Here is a 16,750-nt window from a genome sequence, read left to right on the forward strand (position 1 = left end):
AATCGGTGCGTTTCTACGAGCCGGAATCGATTCCACGAGCCCCAGGTCATCCGCGGGCACCTCCGGCTCGCCGGAACGCGTTCGGCACGTCGGAAGAGGGCGTTTCCGCGAGCCGGAGTCGATTCCGCGAGCCGGAGGTCATGCGGTGGCATCTCCGGCACGCGGAACGCGCTCCGGCACGCCCGAATCCGAGGATCCGGCGAGGCGGGGCCGGTTCCGCGAGCCGGAGGTCCAGCCCGGCGGGTCAGTCCTGCAGGGCCGGGACCGTCCGGGGGCGGACGACGAGCCAGAGCGCCAGGATCGAGACGGCGGCGGTCGCCATCATCACGCCGGCCATCGGCACGGCCGACTCGGCGCCGAAGAGGCCGGAGATCGGCGAGAGGATTCCGGCGGTGCCGAAGTTCACCGCTCCCAGGAGCGACGCCGCGGTGCCCGCCTCGCGGCCGTGGTTGACCAGGCCGAGCACCTGCACGCAGGGGAAGCTGAAGCCGCAGGAGGCGATGAAGAACCAGAGCGGCACGAGGGTGCCCCAGATGCCGAAGCCCAGGCCGTCGAAGAGCGCGATCAGCCCGGCGGTGACGAAGAGCGTGACCGTGGTGATCGCGAGGATCCACTGCGGGCCGACGCCGCGGCGGCTGAGGTACGAGGACGCCTGGACGCCCGAGACCACGCCGAGCGAGTTCACCGCGAAGAGCAACCCGTACTGCTGGGCGTCCAGCCCGTAGAGCCCCTGGAAGAGGAACGACGAGCTGGAGAGGTAGGTGAACAGACCGCCGAAGGTCATGCCGCCGATGATCGCGACGCCGACGAACACCCGGTCGCTGAGGACCGCGCGGTAGCGCTGCACGAGCGAGCGGGAGTCGCGGTCGGCGCGCGCCACCCGGGGGCGCGTCTCGACGATCAGCAGCGCGACCGCCAGCATCACCAGCAGGCCGTAGGCGGCCAGGAAGACGAAGATGCCGCGCCAGTCCATCACCAGCAGCAGCTGCGAGCCGATGACCGGCGCGAGCACGGGCGCGAGGCCCGAGACCAGCGCGAGCCGCGACAGCATCTTCACCAGCGGACGCCCGCCGAACAGGTCGCGGACCATCGCCATCGCGACGACACCGCCCGCTGCGGCGCCGGCTCCCATCAGGAAGCGGAAGACGCCGAGCGAGACGATCTCGGGGGCGAACGCCGCGCCGACGCAGGCCAGCACGTGCAGCGAGGTCGCGAGCAGGATCGGCAGCCGGCGGCCGACCACGTCGCTCCACGGCCCGACGACCAGCTGCCCGAGCGCGAAGCCGAGGGTCGTGCCGGTGAGGGTCAGCTGCACCGCCGCCTCCAACACGTTCAGCTCGCTCTGCAGCGCGGGGAACGCGGGGAGGTAGAGGTCGATCGTGAACGGGCCGAGCGCGGTGAGCGCGCCGAGGACGATCACGTAGACGAGGCGCTGACGGTTGGTCAGGGCGTCGCCGGCGTGCCGGTGCACGGGGATCGAGCCGGTGGGGGTCGGGGCGAGAGAGGTCACGGAGCCTTCCTGCGGAGCGCAGAGCGGAGGAGGGAGAGGGGCGTGCGGAAGGGCACCGCCTCTACCGCCAAGCGACGGGAGACCGGATTCATTCCCCGACTATCGAATCAATTCGACCGGGTGTCGCGCAAGGGTCGGGGCCGAGCCCGACGGCGGGAGTGCGCATCGGGTGGGTGTGCGACGACGGAGCGGCGGGAGGCTGCGGCGGACGACGGCCCGATCGGGCGGGGGCGGTGGGAGCTGCTCAGGCCGCCGGCCGCGCGCCGCCGGCCGGGTGCAGCTCGGCGGTGAGCGGATCGGCGAGCAGGCGCTCGAAGGCCAGCTCGGCCGCGCCGAGCATCAGCAGATCGGCGCCGAGCTCGGTGCGGGCGATGCGCACGGAGTCGAGCGCCACCCGGAACGGCCCGCCACGGCCCAGCCGCTCCTCGAGGAAGCCCGGGGCGACGCCGACGAGCGCGCCCAGGAACCCGCCGAGCACCACCAGCTGCGGGTTGAAGATGTTGACGACGTTGCGCAGCGCCACAGCGAGGTGCCCCAGCTGCCGCTCCACCTCGGCGCGCACCGCAGGATCGCTCGAGGCGGCGAGCGACTCCTCGAGCCGCTCGCTCACGTCGGCGCTCTCGCCCAGGCCGAGCACGCGCAGCAGCTCCGCCCGGCCGACCTCGGTCTCGAGGCAGCCGACCGCGCCGCAGTGGCAGTCGACGCCGGCGCTGTTGACGAGGGTGTGGCCGATCTCGCCCGCGTAGCCATCGATGCCGTGCAGCGGGGTGCCGCCGACGATCACGCCGGCGCCGACGCCGCTCGCGCCGCCGTTGAGGTAGACGAGATGAGACACCTCGCGGCCCGCACCGAGGACGCTCTCGGCGAGCGCACCGAGGTTCGCGTCGTTGGCCGAGAGCACCGGGAGCCCGGTCGCCTCGGCGAGCATTCGGGAGAACGGCTCGTCGGTCCAGCCGAGGTGCGGGCCGACCCGGACCAGGCCGTCGGCGTCGCGGACGAGACCGGGGACGGCGACGCCGATGCCGACCGTGCGGGCGTCGGCGGGAAGCTCGGCGACCAGCTCGGCGATGGCGCCGGCCGCGAGCGCCGCCGCGGCCTCGGCGCTCGGCACGGCGGCGGTGCGGCGGATGCGGCGGCGCACCTCGGCGTCCAGGCCGACGATCGCGACCGTGACGGCGTCGATCTCCGGGTTCACCGCGATCGCGACGACCCGCGGGTCCGCCTCGACGATCGGGCTCGGCCGGCCGACCTGGTTGAGGGTCTCGGGCTGCAGCTCGCGCACGAGGCCCAGCTCGACCAGCTCGCCGACGAGGGCGGCGATGGTGGAGCGGTTGAGCCCGGTGAGACGGGTCAGCTGCGAGCGGGAGCGCGGGCCCCCGCGGTGCACGAGGCGCAGGAGCGCGGAGAGGTTGTGCCGGCGGACCCGGTCGAGGTTGTTGCCGCGCGTCGCGTTCTCGGCCATTCCGCGGTCTCCTCTGCTCTCCGTGGCCAGCCTATCCGCGGGTGCGGGCGCTTCCGGCCGCACACCATCAGCTGAGAAGGGGGTCCCTCGCCCCACAGAGGAGGGACCCCTCTCTCAGCTGATGTTGTGCGCGGGCCTCGCCGGTCAGGACCCCGCGCGGGTCCAGGTCCAGCTGCCGGCGGGCGCGTCGACGCTCACATCGCCACCCGAACGGGTCACCGTGAACACCGTCTCCGCGGCGGAGTCGTGCGCCGGCACCCGCACGATCGTGTCGCCGTCCGCGCCGGGGAACACCCGCAGCTCCAGCCCGTCGACGTAGTCGTACTCGGCGACGTCGCTGCGCGCGCCGACCGGGATCACCGCGCCCTCGCGGACGTAGAGCGGCAGCGAGTCGAAGCCGTGCACCTCGCGGCGCCACTCCCCCGCCGAGTCGGTGCTCTCGCCCGTCCACCAGCTGGTCCAGCGCCCGCGCGGCAGGTAGAACTCGACCGAGCCGTCGGGGGTGAACACCGGCGCGACCAGCAGGTCGTGCCCGAGCATGTACTGCGTGTCGAGGTGCGCCGCGTTGCGGTCGTCCTCGAACTCGAGCGTCATCGGCCGCATCACCGGGGTGCCGGTGCGGGCCGCCTCCGCCCCCGCCGCGTAGAGGTAGGGCATCAGCGAGAGCTTCAGCCGAGTGAAGAGCCGGGTGACGTCGACCGCCTCCTCGTCGAACGCCCACGGCACCCGCACCGAGGACGAGCCGTGCAGCCGCGAGTGGGAGGAGAGCAGGCCGAAGGCTAGCCAGCGCTTGAAGACGCCCGGGTCGGGCGTGCCCTCGAAGCCGCCGATGTCGTGCGCCCAGAAGCCGAAGCCGCCGAGCGCGAGCGAGAGCCCGCCGCGCAGGGTCTCGGCCATCGAGACGTAGGAGGAGGTGTTGTCGCCGCCCCAGTGCACCGGCAGCGCCTGGCCGCCGACGGTGGCGCTGCGGGCGAAGAGCGCCGCGCGGCCCGCGCCGAGCTCCTCCTCCAGCACCTCGAACACCGCGCGGTTGTAGAGCTGGGTGTACCAGTTGTGCATGCCCTCGGGGTCGGAGCCGTCGGACCAGGTGACGCCCTCGGACGGGATGCGCTCGCCGAAGTCGGTCTTGAAGGAGTCGACGCCCTGGCGGACGAGGACCCGCAGCTTGTCCTGGAACCAGCGGGTCGCCTCCGGGTTCGTGAAGTCGATCAGCGCCATGCCGGCGACCCACAGGTCCCACTGCCAGACGTCGCCCGCGGTGGTGCGCAGCAGGTAGCCCTTCTCGCGGCCCTCCTCGAACAGCGCCGAGGCCTGGGCGATGTAGGGGTTGATCCAGACGCAGGTGTGCAGGCCGCGCTCGTGCAGGCGGGCGAGGATCCCCTCCGGGTCGGGGAACGTGCGCGGGTCCCACTCGAGGTCGGTCCACTGGAACTCGCGCATCCAGAAGCAGTCGAAGTGGAAGGCCGACAGCGGCAGCTCGCGCTCGGCGAAGCCGTCGATGAAGGAGTTCACCGTCTCCTCGTCGTAGCTGGTGGTGAAGCTCGTGGTGAGCCAGAGGCCGTAGCTCCAGGCGGGGACGATCGCGGGGCGGCCGGCCAGCCCGGTGTAGCGGCGGAGCACGTCCTTCTTGGTCGGGCCCTGGATCACCAGGTACTCCAGCGCCTCGCCGCCGACGGAGAACTGCACGCGCTCGACCGTCTCCGAGCCGATCTCGAAGGAGACCAGTCCCGGGTCGTTGACGAGGACGCCGTAGCCGCGACTGGAGAGGTAGAAGGGGACGTTCTTGTAGGCCTGCTCGGAGGAGGTGCCGCCGTCGGCGTTCCAGACGTCGACGGTCTGGCCGTTCTTGACGAACGGGCCGAAGCGCTCGCCGAGGCCGTAGACGAGCTCGCCGACGCCGAGGTCGAGCTGCTCGTGCAGGTAGGCCTCCCCGTCGGGGCCGGTGAGGTAGCCCTCGGCCTTGTGGCCGGAGCCGGTGAGGCGGGTGTTCGTCGCGGTGTCCCAGAACTCGAGCGACCAGGGAGCGCCCTGCGCGACGCGGACCTCGAGGTCGCCGGTGCGCAGCACGCCACCGGACTCCGTCAGGCTCGCCTCGCCGACCGCGTCGTCGACCAGGTCGAAGCCGCGGCGGGTCGCGGTGCCGCGCCAGTGCTCGATCCGGACCTTCGCGACGCCCTCCGCGGGCGAGGACACGGTGACGGTGAGCGTCGGCCGGTTCAGCACGTCGCCGCGGCCCTGGATCTCCTTGGTCGGGGCGATCACCTCGAGCGAGGTGCCGTGGGAGCGGATGTCGTACGCCTCCTGCGCGAAGAGGGGCGTGAATCCGGCCCTCGTCTGCCAGAACCCGTCGGTGAACTTCATGGGTGGTGCCTTTCTGATGGGGAGGCCGATGCCGGGAGCGAGGTCGAAGCGCTTCGATTCCCGGCCGGGCGCGCCGAGGGGATCAGCGGCGCGGGCCCCGGTGGACGGACCCGCGCCGCGGTGAGAAGGGGCTACTTGACCGCGCCGGCGGTGATGCCGCGGGTCAGGGTGCGCTGGAAGATCAGGAAGAAGATCAGCGTCGGCAGCAGGCCCAGCAGGGCGCTCGCGCTGGTCGTCGTGACGTCCATGATCTTGTCGCCCTGGAGGCTGGAGATGGCGATCGGGACGGTCTGCGTCGCGTCGCTCACCAGGAAGACCAGCGGGATGAGGAACTCGTTCCAGGTCCAGATGAAGAAGAAGATCATCAGCACCGAGAGCGTCGGCCGCGAGATCGGCACGATCACTCGGGTGAGCACCTGCCACTTGGAGGCGCCGTCGAGTGCCGCGGCCTCGAGGATCTCCTTCGGGAAGGTGCCGTAGACGCTGGAGAGCAGATAGGTGCCGAACGCCGACTGGATGACGGTGAAGATGATGATCACCGAGAGCTGGCTGTCGTAGATCCCGACGGCCTTGAACATGTAGTACAGCGGGTAGAGCAGGGCCTCCTGCGGCAGCATGTTCGCCAGCAGGAACAGGATGATGATCCAGCTGCGTCCCTTGACCCGGCCGATGCCGATCGCATAGGCGTTGAGCACCGAGAGGGCGACCGCGAGGATCGCGACCGAGCCGGAGATCAGGATCGAGTTGCCGAGCTTCTCCGGGAAGTTCACCCGCTCCCAGAAGGTCGAGAGGCCGTCGAAGGAGAGGCCGGTCGGGAAGGCGAGCGGGCCGCCCACGGAGTACTCGGCCGGGGTCTTGAACGAGTTGAGCAGGATCAGCAGCACCGGGCTGATGATGACGAGTCCGATCACGACGGCCACGACCAGGATCGCCCAGTCGCCGAGGGTGCGCTTGGTCGCGCCCTTCGAGGCCTTGGGCGCCTTCTTCGGCGTGGTCAGATCGGTGTCGTCGGTTCCGGCCTGGGTGAACGGCAGGGCTTCGATGGCCGACATCAGCGGGCTCCTTCGCTGCGCTCGACGCGCTCCTGGGCGCGGATGAAGAGGACGGCCAGGATCACGATGACGATGGTCAGCGCGGTCGCGATGGTGGCGCCGTAGCCCACCTGCTGCTTCTGGAAGAACTCGGTGTAGGAGTAGTAGCTCGGCACGATGGTCGAGTCGCCGGGACCGCCGCGGGTCAGCGCGTAGATCGGGCCGAAGACCTTCAGCGCGGCGATGGTGCAGGTGAGGGTGACGACGAAGACCTCGGGGCGGATGATCGAGATGGTGATCCAGCGGAAGCGCTGGAACCAGTTCGCGCCGTCGAGCTCGGCGGCCTCGTAGAGCTCGGGGTCGACGCGCTGCAGGGCGGCCATGAAGATGACGACCGGGTAGCCGAGCTGCACCCAGATCATCACGACCATGATCGAGAGCATTGCGGTGTCGGGCTTGCCGAGCCAGTCGTGCGCGAGCGAGCCGAGGCCGACCGCCTCGAGGATCGAGTTCAGCGCGCCGTTGTCCGGGCGGAGGATCCAGCCGATCACGATCGCGGCGATGACCGTCGGCAGGATCTGCGGGAGGTAGTAGGTCGCGCGGAGGAAGGAGGCGATCCGGCCGCCGAACTTCTTGCCGACCAGATCGAAGAGGATCGCGGCGAGGAGGAGGCCGAGGATCGTCGGCACGATCACCATCGCGATGATCATGTAGACGGAGTTGAGGAACGACGTCCAGAACTGGTCGTCGCCCATCAGCTCGATCCAGTTGTCGAGGCCGATGAAGATCGGCGGCTTGATGCCGCGCCACGACGTGAAGCTGATGTAGATGTTCCAGATCAGCGGGATCAGCACGATGAACACGAAGAGCACGAAGCCCGGGATCAGGTACAGCCAGTAGCCGCCGGAGCGCTTCTCGCGGGGCGGCTTCTCCGCCGTGGGAGGCGGCGGGGCGCTCTCCGCGCGACGCGGAACGGTCGTCGTCATGGGTACTCCTTGAACGTGGGGGCTATGGGGGGGGGCGGCGGAGCCTGGTGTGGCCGCGAGATGCCACTTGTGCACGGCTTTCACGGCGTGTCGCGTGCACAAGTGGCATCTCGCGGGAGGGGACGACCTTGCGGTTACTTGATGTCCGCGACTCCGTCGTCGTACTTGCCCTGCAGCTCCGTCAGCATTCCGCTGGGGTCGACCGAGCCGTTGATGAGCTCCTGCGAGGCGGCGACGAGGTCGTCGTAGAAGGTGGCGGTGGGCCAGTCCGGGTAGAAGGAGAGCTGGTCCTCGTCGACGACCGTCTTCCACTGCGAGAGCAGCGCCTTGCTCTTCTCGTCGGTGATCGCGGTCTCGTCGACGACCAGCGGGATGCCGCCGTTGTTGCCGATGAGGTTCTGGATCTCGGGGCGCATCGTGATGTCGATCCACTTGTAGGCGAGGTCCTTGTTCTTCGCCGTCTCGGGGATGACCCAGTGGTTGCCGGCGGAGCCCATCGTGAACTCGGCGCCCGGGAAGAGGAAGGTGTCCCACTCGAAGCCGGTGATCTCGGTCTTGAAGCGGCCGAACCACCACGAGCCCGAGAAGAAGATCGGGTACTCGCCCGAGATGAAGGCGGTGCCCGCGTCCTCGGCCTTGAGCCCGGAGGCGTCGGCGGAGAAGTAGCCCTTGTCGACGTAGGTCTGCAGCTGGTCGGCCGCGTAGCTCCAGGCCGCGTCCTCGAAGTCGACCTCGCCGGTGTAGGTCTGGTAGTCGGTGATCCACTGGCGGTCGGCCTTCAGCAGCGCGAGCTGGTAGAAGAGCTGCTGCAGCGGGTACTCCGCGCCGGCCTCGGCGAGCGGCGTGATGCCCTTGGCGACGAAGGCGTCGAGCACGGCGGTGAACTCGTCGTAGGTGGTGGGGACCTCGAGGCCGTTCGCCGCGAAGACGTCCTTGTTGTAGTAGACGAACGTGAACTCGCCGTAGTTGGGGATGCCGTACCAGGAGCCGGAGCCCATGATGCCCTTGTCGTCGTACTTGGCCGTGGTCTGCAGGGCGCCGGGGATCAGCTTGTCCCAGCCGTAGAACTCGACGGCCTCGTCGAGGTTGGTCAGCAGCCCCTGGCTGGAGAGCAGGCCGCTGGTCGCGTTGCCCTTGTTGTACTCGACGACGTCGGGTGCGGAGTTGGAGTTGAAGATCTGGCTGGCACCGGTGCGCAGCTGCTCGAAGGCCTTGAACTCGTAGGCGATCTCGGCGCCGGTCTCCTTGGTGAAGATGTCGCGGGCGGCGAGCCAGGCGATGCCGCGGTCGCTGTCGGGGGTCTCGAAGTCCCACATGGTCAGGGTGCGGCCGGCACCGTCGACGTCGGTGGCGAGGGCGTCGGAGCCGGCGTCGGAGCCGCCTCCGGAGCAGGCGGCGAGCGCGAACATCGCGCCGATGCCGACACCGCCGGCGATCAGGCCGCGGCGGCTCAGCGAGCCGACGGTGGCGGCGGAGGGGCGGTGGAAGGCGGTGCGGGGACGAAGCGACATAGCGGGAGTTCTCCTTCAAACGGTGCCGCGGGGCTGTGGACGAGGGCTGTGAGTGGTGGATCGTGCGAGTCGAAGAGCGCTCTCTGAGACCGGCCGAGCTGTCGAAGCGTTTCGACGATCGGCGCGTTGAGCGCGGAGGCGAAGAGGACTGGGAAGGGGTCAGGGAGCGGCCGGCACCGGGGCGCCGGTCGCGGCGAGCGCGACGGAGCCGCGGTCGACGTAGTGGGGCGGGAGGAGGTCGACGCCGGTGGTGCGGCCGGAGTCGATCTGCTGGAGGGTGCGGGCGACGGCCGCGCGGCACATCGCGTCGAACGGGAGAGGGATGCTGCTGACCGGCACCGGGAGCGCCGCGCCGTCGTAGCTCGCGCAGGCCGCGAGGACCGAGAGGTCGCCGGGGATCGAGAGGCCGCGCTCGACGAGGCGCTCGATCGCCGCCTCCGCCACCGGCTCGTTGCAGTGCAGCACGAGGGCGGAGACCGGGGCGGTGAGCAGCGCGTCGACCGCCACCGACGCGCTCGCGCGGCCGATGTGCGGGCGCTCGACGCTCAGGGCGAGACCGAGGGCCGCGCACTCCGCCTCGAAGGCGTCGTCGAAGCGGCGGACGAAGCCGGCGTTGCGGTCGGTGTACGACTGCGGGTGCTCGATCAGGCCGATCGAGCGGTGGCCCTGCTCGGCGAGCAGGCGGACGCTGCGGCGGGCGGCCTCGGCGAAGTCGAGGTCGACGCAGGCGAGGTCGTGCGCGTCGGCCGGGACGCCGATGAAGGTCGCCGGGACGCCGGCCGCGCGGATGAGGGCCGCGCGGTCGTCCTCGTCGTCGACACCCATCAGGACGACGCCGTCGACGAGCGAGGAGGAGGAGACGCGGGCGATGCCGCTGGAGGCCTCGTCCGTGACGAGGAGGAGGACGTCGTAGTCGGATTCGCGAGCCCGCTCGAGCACCTCGGTGACGAAGCGCATGTGGGTGGGCAGGTGCAGCTCGCCGCGCATCGGCGCCGAGAGGGCGAGGATGTGGGTCCGCGCTCCGGCGAGCATGCGGGCGCCGGCGTGCGGCCGGTAGCCCAGCTGCCGGACGGCCTCGTCGACCCGCTGGCGGGTGGAGGCGGCGATCGATCGCTTGCCGGAGAGGGCGTAGGAGACGGTGCTGATCGAGACCCCGGCCACGCGGGCGACGTCGTGGATGCTCGCCATCGTTCCTCCTGCCGGACCTCGTCGTCGGTGCCCGGCCGCTCCGCCCTGCTCGGGAGAGCAGTGCTTCGAAACGCTTCGACCGGGTTGCTGCTGAGCACTGTACGCACAGTCGAAACGCTTCCGCAAGGAATTCGTCGGGCGACGCCACATATCGACGCGAGACGTCGCGTCGATCGATGAGCACAGTGTCGCGAGACGTCGCGTCGATCGAGGAGCGCAGTGTGCCGGCACGCCGTGTCGATCGAGGAGCACCACCGCGCGACACGTCGCGACGACCGTTGCGCCGCACGCCGCCGATCGATATGTTGGGCGCAACAACAATTCGGCGACGTCGCCGGAAAGGATTCGGATCAATGTCCCTGACCCCCACCCGCGCCGACAAGTTCTCGTTCGGCCTCTGGACCATCGGCTACAACGGGACGGACCCGTTCGGCGGCCCGACCCGCAAGCCCCTCGACACCGTGCACGCGGTCGAGAAGCTGAGCGAGCTCGGCGCCTACGGCCTCACCTTCCACGACGACGACCTCTTCGCGTTCGGCTCGACCGACGCCGAGCGCCAGACCGAGATCGACCGCCTCAAGGGTGCGCTCGAGTCCACCGGCCTGATCGTCCCGATGGTGACCACCAACCTCTTCAGCGCCCCGGTCTTCAAGGACGGCGGCTTCACCTCGAACGACCGCGACGTGCGCCGCTTCGCGCTGCGCAAGGTCCTCCGCAACATCGACCTCGCCGCCGAGCTCGGCGCGCAGACCTTCGTGATGTGGGGCGGCCGCGAGGGCGCCGAGTACGACTCCGCCAAGGACATCCGCGCGGCCCTCGAGCGCTACCGCGAGGCCGTCAACCTGCTCGGCGACTACGTCACCGACAAGGGCTACGACATCCGCTTCGCGATCGAGCCCAAGCCCAACGAGCCCCGCGGCGACATCCTGCTGCCGACCCTCGGCCACGCGATCGCGTTCATCGACTCGCTCGAGCGCCCCGAGCTCGTCGGCGTGAACCCCGAGGTCGGCCACGAGCAGATGGCGGGCCTGAACTTCACGGCCGGCATCGCCCAGGCGCTGTACCACGGCAAGCTCTTCCACATCGACCTCAACGGTCAGCGCGGCATCAAGTACGACCAGGACCTCGTCTTCGGTCACGGCGACCTGCACAACGCGTTCTCGCTCGTCGACCTCCTGGAGAACGGCGGCCCCGGCGGCGTCCCGGCCTACGACGGCCCGCGCCACTTCGACTACAAGCCCTCGCGCACCGAGGACGAGACCGGAGTCTGGGACTCGGCCGCGGCCAACATGCGCACCTACCTGCTGCTCAAGGAGCGCGCGGCGGCGTTCCGCGCCGACCCCGAGGTCCAGGAGGCGCTCGCGGCGTCGAAGGTCGGCGAGCTGTCGACCCCGACGCTGAACGAGGGCGAGTCGTACGACGACCTGCTCGCGGACAGCGCGTCCTACGAGTCGTTCGACACCGACGCGTACCTCGGCGGCAAGGGCTTCGGCTTCGTCCGCCTGCAGCAGCTCGCGACCGAGCACCTGCTCGGCGCGCGCGGCTGACCCACCCCGGCCGCTCCCGCGGTTCACCGCGGGACGTCCTGAGACGGACGGGATCCTCTGCCTCGGCAGGGGGTCTCGTCCGTTCTCGCATGCCGGGGTGACGGCTCCGGCCCTCCCCCGCATCTCCTCCGCGGAGGCACCGCCTCCGCCCTTCCACTCGACGGTGGCACCGCCACCTCGCCCCGACTTCAGCGGAGGCCGCGCCTCCGCACCCGCCACAACGAACGGAGACGGCGATGACGCTCGTCGCAGGGATCGACTCGTCCACCCAGAGCTGCAAGGTGGTCGTCCGCGACCTCGACACCGGAGCCGTGGTCCGCACCGGGCGCGCCGCGCACCCCGACGGGACCGAGGTCGACCCGGCCGCCTGGTGGGAGGCACTGCAGGTCGCGCTCGCGGACGCGGGCGGACTGGACGACGTCGCCGCGATCTCCGTCGGCGGGCAGCAGCACGGCATGGTCGTCCTCGACGCGGACGGGCAGGTGATCCGGCCCGCGCTGCTCTGGAACGACACCCGCAGCGCCGTCGCGGCCCGCGAGCTGATCGAGGAGCTCGGCGCCGACGCCTGGGCCCAGCGCACCGGCACCGTCCCGGTCGCCTCCTTCACCGCCACCAAGCTGCGCTGGCTGCGCGACGCCGAGCCGGAGAACGCGGCGCGCGTCGCGGCCGTGGCGCTCCCGCACGACTGGCTGACCTGGCGCCTGCTCGGCTACGGCCCCGACTCCGCGCGCGGGCCGCAGCTGGACGCGCTGACCACCGACCGCTCCGACGCCTCCGGCACCTCGTACTGGGGCGCCGACGGCTACGACCTCGACCTGCTCGAGCGCGCGCTCGGCCACCGGGCGCTCCTCCCCCGGGTGCTCGGTCCGTCGGAGCAGGCCGGCACGACCGAGAGCGGTCTCGTCGTCGGTCCCGGCGCGGGCGACAACGCCGGCGCGGCGCTCGGCCTCGGCGCGGGCCCCGGCGACGTCGTGGTGAGCATCGGCACGAGCGGCACGGTCTTCGCGGTGACGGACGACCCGGTGCGCGACGCCTCCGGGACGGTCGCGGGCTTCGCGGACGCGAGCGGTCGGTTCCTGCCGCTGGTCGCGACGCTGAACGCCGCGCGGGTGCTGGCCTCGACGGCCGGGCTGCTCGGCAGCGACTTCGACGCCTTCTCGGCGCTCGCGCTCGAGGCGGAGCCGGGCTCCGGCGGCCTCGTGCTCGTGCCCTACTTCGAGGGCGAGCGGACGCCGAACCTGCCCGACGCGACGGCGAGCCTGCACGGGATGACGATCGCGTCGACCACGCGGCCGAACCTGGCGCGCGCGGCGATCGAGGGCATGCTCTGCGGCCTCGCGGATGGCCTGGACGCCGTGCGGGCGCAGGGCGTCGAGGCGCGGCGCATCCTGCTGATCGGCGGGGCGGCGCAGAACAGCGCCGTGCAGCTGGCGGCCTCGCAGGTCTTCGACGTGCCCGTGGTCGTGCCGACGCCGGGCGAGTACGTCGCCGACGGCGCCGCCGTGCAGGCCGCCTGGGCGCTGACCGGCGCGCGCCCGACCTGGGAGGTCACCTCCCTCGCCGAGCCGGCGCCGGACCACCGCCCGGTCATCCGCGAGCAGTACGCGGCGGCCCGCGCCTGACCCGCGCGCAGAACATCAGCTTAGAGTCCGTCTCATCGCCCATGAGCGATGAGGGCGGCTCTCAGCTGATGTTCTGGCGGAGGGTGGGTCTCGATACGCGCTGCGCGCTGCTCGACCAGCATGGAAGACACATGCTGATCGAGTAGGGCGCGCAGCGCCCGTATCGAGATCCCCTCGTCAGCTCGTCAGACCGTCGACGTACTCCCGGTTCTCCGCCAGCCACGACTCGAGGGCCGCGTCCTGGTCGTCGGCCCCCTCGTTGAACAGCGCGTTCTCGAGCGAGTACAGCGTCTCCGAGTCCATCCGGAAGTCGCGCAGCCAGCTGCTCAGCGTCGGGAAGTCGCTGTCGAAGGACGCGGAGCCGAAGGCGTGGATCCCCTCGGCCTCGCCGAGCAGTCCCTTCGGGTCCTCGAGGTCCTTCACCGGGAACGCGTCGTAGGCCCAGTGCGGCCGCCACAGCGTCACCGCGATGTTCTCGCCGGCCGCCGTCGCGCTGGAGAGCTCCTGCAGCATCGCGGGCGTGGACGAGGTGAGGTACTCCATCCCCTCCAGGCCGTAGCCGGGGATGACCGCGTCGGTCGTGATCCCGTTCAGCCCCGAGCCGGGCTCGATGCCGACGAGGCGGTTCCCGACCACCTCGGGGTTCGCCGCGAGCTCCTCGAGGGTGTCGATCGGCGCGTCCTCGTTCACCGCGATGGTGAGCTTCGCGTCGTCGTTCCAGGCGCCGAGGTCGACGATCCGGTCGCCGTACTCGTCGAGGTAGTCGCCGTGGGTGATCGGCAGCCAGGTGTCCAGCGCCAGGTCGTAGTCGCCGCTGGCGAGACCCGAGAAGCCGGGCGCCACGTCGATGCTCTGCAGCGTCACGTCGTAGCCCTCCTCCTCGAGCACCGCGCCCCACAGCCGCGACGCGGCGATGCCCTCGTCCCAGCCCTGGAAGACGGCGAGGGTGACGTCGGTGCGGTCGCCGTTGTCGACGGACGCGGTGGTCGCCGGGCCGGCGACGGCCGACGCGCCGAGCGACGCGACGACGCCGACCGACACCGCGGCGATGGCCGTGCGGGTCGCGACGACGGCCTTGCGGCTGCTCGCCCGGGCGACGCGGGCCGGCGACGGGGCGCCGAGGGCGCTCGTCATCCGGTCGAGGATGATCGCCAGGATCACCACCGCGATGCCGGCCTCGAAGCCGAGCGCCACGTCGATCCGGCCGATGCTGGCCACGACGTCGCCGCCGAGACCGCCCGCGCCGACCATGCCCGCGATGACGACCATCGAGAGCGACAGCATGATGACCTGGTTGAGGCCGGCCAGGATCGACGGCAGCGCGAGCGGCAGCTGGATCTGCCGGAGGATGCGCCACTTCGACGAGCCGAACGACTCGCCCGCCTCGACCAGCTCGGAGTCGACACCGCGGACGCCCAGCTCGGTCAGCCGGACCCCGGGCGCCATCGCGAAGACGATCGTCGCGACGATGCCGGGCACGACACCGACGCGGAAGAGGATCAGCGCCGGAATGAGATACACGAACGCCGGCATGGTCTGCATGAAGTCGAGGACCGGGCGCAGGATCGTCGAGGCGGTCCGGTTGCGGGCCGCGAGGATCCCCAGCGGCACGCTCAGCGCGATCGCCACGGCGGAGGCGACGAGCACGAGGGCGAGCGAGTCCATCGCGTTGTCCCACTGGTCGACGCTCGCGATCAGCAGGAGCCCGACCGCGGAGCCGAGCCCGAAGACCCAGCCGCGCGCGGCGTAGGCGAGCACCGCGATCAGGGCGATGACGACCCAGAACGGCGGGGTCGCCAGCACGAAGTCGACGCCGGTGTAGGCGGCGCCGAAGACCGTGCGGAGGAGGTCGAAGACGGGCTGGAAGGTCTGCGTCAGCAGGTCGACGACGTTCTCGGCGGCGGCGCCGAGCGGGAGGCGGAGGTCCGGGTTCATCGCACGCCCCCCTCGCTCGCGAGCACGGCGTCGTCGACGGGGCCGCCGGTCGCGTGCAGGGTCGCGGTGACCATCTCCGTGGGGAGGGTCGCAGGCGGCTCGACGAGCGGCAGTCCGCCGGTCTGCGGGCCGAGATTGCCGAGGGCCGCGAGCAGCGTCACGCGCGGGATCGCGCCGAGGAGCCGCCCCGCCTCGTCGACGACGGCCACCGGCAGCGCCGACTCGACGGCCGGCTCGATGATCTCGCTGAGCGCGGTGTCCGGTCCGACGCTGACGACGGCCTCGGTGACGACGAGCGAGAGGTCGGTGGTGCCCGCGCGGACCTGCTCGATCACGTCGCGGTCGCGGACGGTGCCGAGCAGCCGGCGACCGGCGCCGACGACGAAGGCCGCCGCGGTCTGCTGGTCGCGCATGGTGCGCAGGGCGGCGCGGGGGCCGGCGGCGAGCGTCACGACGGAGCGCGCCGGCTCCATCACGGCGGACGCGGTGAGCACGCGGGCGCGGTCGACGTCCTGCACGAACTGGGCGACGTAGTCGTTCGCCGGGTCGGTGAGGATCTCCTCCGGGGTGCCGATCTGCACGATCCGGCCGTCGCGCATGACCGCGATCCGGTCGCCGAGGAGCATGGCCTCGTTGAGGTCGTGGGTGATGAAGACGATGGTCTTGCCGAGCTCGTGCTGGAGCTCGATCAGCTGCTCCTGCATCTCGCGGCGGATGAGCGGGTCCAGCGCCGAGAACGCCTCGTCCATCAGCACGATGTCGGTGTCGGCGGCGAGCGCCCGGGCCAGTCCGACCCGCTGGCGCATGCCGCCGGAGAGCTCGTCGGGCATCTTCTCGTGCCAGCCGGCGAGGCCGGCCCGCTCGACCGCGAGCAGCGCGCGCTCGCGGCGCTCGGCCGCCGGCACGCCCTGGATCTCGAGCGGGTAGGCCACGTTGTCGAGCACGGTGCGGTGCGGGAGCAGCGCGAAGTGCTGGAAGACCATCGAGATCGAGGAGCGGCGGATGCGGCGCAGCTCCTTCTCCGGGACGCCGGTGATCGTGGTGCCCTCGATCAGCACCTCGCCCGCGGTCGGCTCCTGCAGGCCGTTGAGCATGCGGATGAGCGTCGACTTGCCGGAGCCGGACAGCCCCATCACGACGAAGATCTCGCCGCGGCGCACCTCGAAGGACGAGTCGATCACCGCCGCGGTGCCCTGGCCCGCGAGGTCGGCGCGGTCCGCGCCCTGGCGCAGTCGCCGCACGACCTCGTCGGGGCGGCGGCCGAAGACCTTGAAGAGGTTCCTCGCCTCGAGGGCCGGGCCCTCCCGCTCGAGGGTGGCGGTGGCGGCTCCGTTCCCGGGCTCGCTGATGTCCTGCTGATTCTGCTGCACGTGCACTCCGTCGGCGCGCAGGGACGCATCCCTGCACTCTCATCTCGTGGTGCCGGGTCGGATGCGGGGGACGACCGTCTCTCCAGCCGCCGCGGGCGTCCCGCCGCAGTGAGCGGAGGGGGCGCGGAGGCGATTCCGGTTCGTCCGGGAGGCGACCACGGGGCCGCCTCGCGCACCCGTTGACCGTACGCTCGCGGCACGTCGGGGAGGACGCCGCACGAGCGCGG

The 16,750-nt window shown here is 71.3% G+C and carries 11 protein-coding genes; 2 read left to right on the forward strand and 9 right to left on the reverse strand.

Features of this window, described 5'->3' with window-relative positions; genetic code table 11:
* Positions 1 to 244 precede the first annotated feature (244 nt).
* From EDF36_RS15135 to EDF36_RS15165, 7 genes are all read right to left on the reverse strand, one after another.
* Positions 245 to 1,510, reverse strand: coding sequence for a multidrug effflux MFS transporter (locus EDF36_RS15135; protein ID WP_185020499.1), 1,266 nt, complete (start codon positions 1,508 to 1,510; stop codon positions 245 to 247).
* Positions 1,511 to 1,754: 244 nt separating this feature from the next.
* Complete coding sequence (locus EDF36_RS15140; RefSeq protein WP_123733639.1) at positions 1,755 to 2,972, reverse strand: ROK family transcriptional regulator; 1,218 nt, start codon at positions 2,970 to 2,972, stop codon at positions 1,755 to 1,757.
* Between the two features lie 144 nt (positions 2,973 to 3,116).
* Positions 3,117 to 5,333, reverse strand: coding sequence for an alpha-xylosidase (gene yicI, locus EDF36_RS15145; RefSeq protein WP_123733640.1), 2,217 nt, complete (start codon positions 5,331 to 5,333; stop codon positions 3,117 to 3,119).
* Positions 5,334 to 5,464: 131 nt separating this feature from the next.
* Entirely contained in the window at positions 5,465 to 6,385 is a 921-nt protein-coding gene (locus EDF36_RS15150) for a carbohydrate ABC transporter permease (protein WP_123447719.1), read from the reverse strand.
* Positions 6,385 to 7,350, reverse strand: coding sequence for a carbohydrate ABC transporter permease (locus EDF36_RS15155; RefSeq protein WP_123447720.1), 966 nt, complete (start codon positions 7,348 to 7,350; stop codon positions 6,385 to 6,387). Before EDF36_RS15155 ends, EDF36_RS15150 begins: the two co-directional genes overlap by 1 nt.
* A 134-nt stretch (positions 7,351 to 7,484) precedes the next feature.
* On the reverse strand, positions 7,485 to 8,861 hold the full coding sequence (locus tag EDF36_RS15160) for an ABC transporter substrate-binding protein (RefSeq protein ID WP_243582285.1): 1,377 nt from the start codon (positions 8,859 to 8,861) through the stop codon (positions 7,485 to 7,487).
* A gap of 159 nt (positions 8,862 to 9,020) precedes the next feature.
* Positions 9,021 to 10,049, reverse strand: a complete 1,029-nt coding sequence (locus tag EDF36_RS15165) for a LacI family DNA-binding transcriptional regulator (RefSeq protein ID WP_185020500.1) — start codon at positions 10,047 to 10,049, stop codon at positions 9,021 to 9,023.
* Between the two features lie 353 nt (positions 10,050 to 10,402).
* On the opposite strand from EDF36_RS15165, the gene xylA reads away from it, so the two are divergent.
* Together xylA and xylB are read left to right on the forward strand one after the other, a co-directional pair.
* A complete protein-coding gene (gene xylA / locus EDF36_RS15170) occupies positions 10,403 to 11,596 on the forward strand; it encodes a xylose isomerase (RefSeq protein ID WP_123705231.1) in 1,194 nt (397 codons plus the stop codon).
* 236 nt (positions 11,597 to 11,832) lie between these two features.
* Complete coding sequence (gene xylB / locus EDF36_RS15175) at positions 11,833 to 13,218, forward strand: xylulokinase (protein WP_123733642.1); 1,386 nt, start codon at positions 11,833 to 11,835, stop codon at positions 13,216 to 13,218.
* A 177-nt stretch (positions 13,219 to 13,395) separates the two neighbouring features.
* On the opposite strand, the gene EDF36_RS15180 is transcribed toward xylB, so the two are convergent.
* Together EDF36_RS15180 and EDF36_RS15185 are read right to left on the reverse strand one after the other, a co-directional pair.
* A complete protein-coding gene (locus tag EDF36_RS15180) occupies positions 13,396 to 15,153 on the reverse strand; it encodes an ABC transporter permease/substrate binding protein (RefSeq protein ID WP_123733643.1) in 1,758 nt (585 codons plus the stop codon).
* Positions 15,150 to 16,502: a glycine betaine/L-proline ABC transporter ATP-binding protein gene (locus tag EDF36_RS15185; RefSeq protein ID WP_260300748.1), complete on the reverse strand. Its 1,353-nt coding sequence runs from the start codon at positions 16,500 to 16,502 to the stop codon at positions 15,150 to 15,152. The genes EDF36_RS15180 and EDF36_RS15185 overlap by 4 nt, the downstream gene beginning before the upstream one ends.
* Between the last annotated feature and the right edge of the window lie 248 nt (positions 16,503 to 16,750).

Origin of the sequence: Rathayibacter sp. PhB152 (assembly GCF_003751395.1) — a bacterium.
Lineage (GTDB): Bacteria > Actinomycetota > Actinomycetes > Actinomycetales > Microbacteriaceae > Rathayibacter > Rathayibacter festucae.

Bases quoted from the DNA above. Each gene is read 5' to 3' on its own strand.
- xylA (WP_123705231.1), top strand. From the start codon at position 10,403: ATGTCCCTGACCCCCACCCGCGCCGACAAGTTCTCGTTCGGCCTCTGG.
- xylB (WP_123733642.1), top strand. From the start codon at position 11,833: ATGACGCTCGTCGCAGGGATCGACTCGTCCACCCAGAGCTGCAAGGTG.
- EDF36_RS15165 (WP_185020500.1), bottom strand. From the start codon at position 10,049: ATGGCGAGCATCCACGACGTCGCCCGCGTGGCCGGGGTCTCGATCAGC.
- EDF36_RS15140 (WP_123733639.1), bottom strand. From the start codon at position 2,972: ATGGCCGAGAACGCGACGCGCGGCAACAACCTCGACCGGGTCCGCCGG.
- EDF36_RS15155 (WP_123447720.1), bottom strand. From the start codon at position 7,350: ATGACGACGACCGTTCCGCGTCGCGCGGAGAGCGCCCCGCCGCCTCCC.
- yicI (WP_123733640.1), bottom strand. From the start codon at position 5,333: ATGAAGTTCACCGACGGGTTCTGGCAGACGAGGGCCGGATTCACGCCC.
- EDF36_RS15150 (WP_123447719.1), bottom strand. From the start codon at position 6,385: ATGTCGGCCATCGAAGCCCTGCCGTTCACCCAGGCCGGAACCGACGAC.
- EDF36_RS15160 (WP_243582285.1), bottom strand. From the start codon at position 8,861: ATGTCGCTTCGTCCCCGCACCGCCTTCCACCGCCCCTCCGCCGCCACC.
- EDF36_RS15180 (WP_123733643.1), bottom strand. From the start codon at position 15,153: ATGAACCCGGACCTCCGCCTCCCGCTCGGCGCCGCCGCCGAGAACGTC.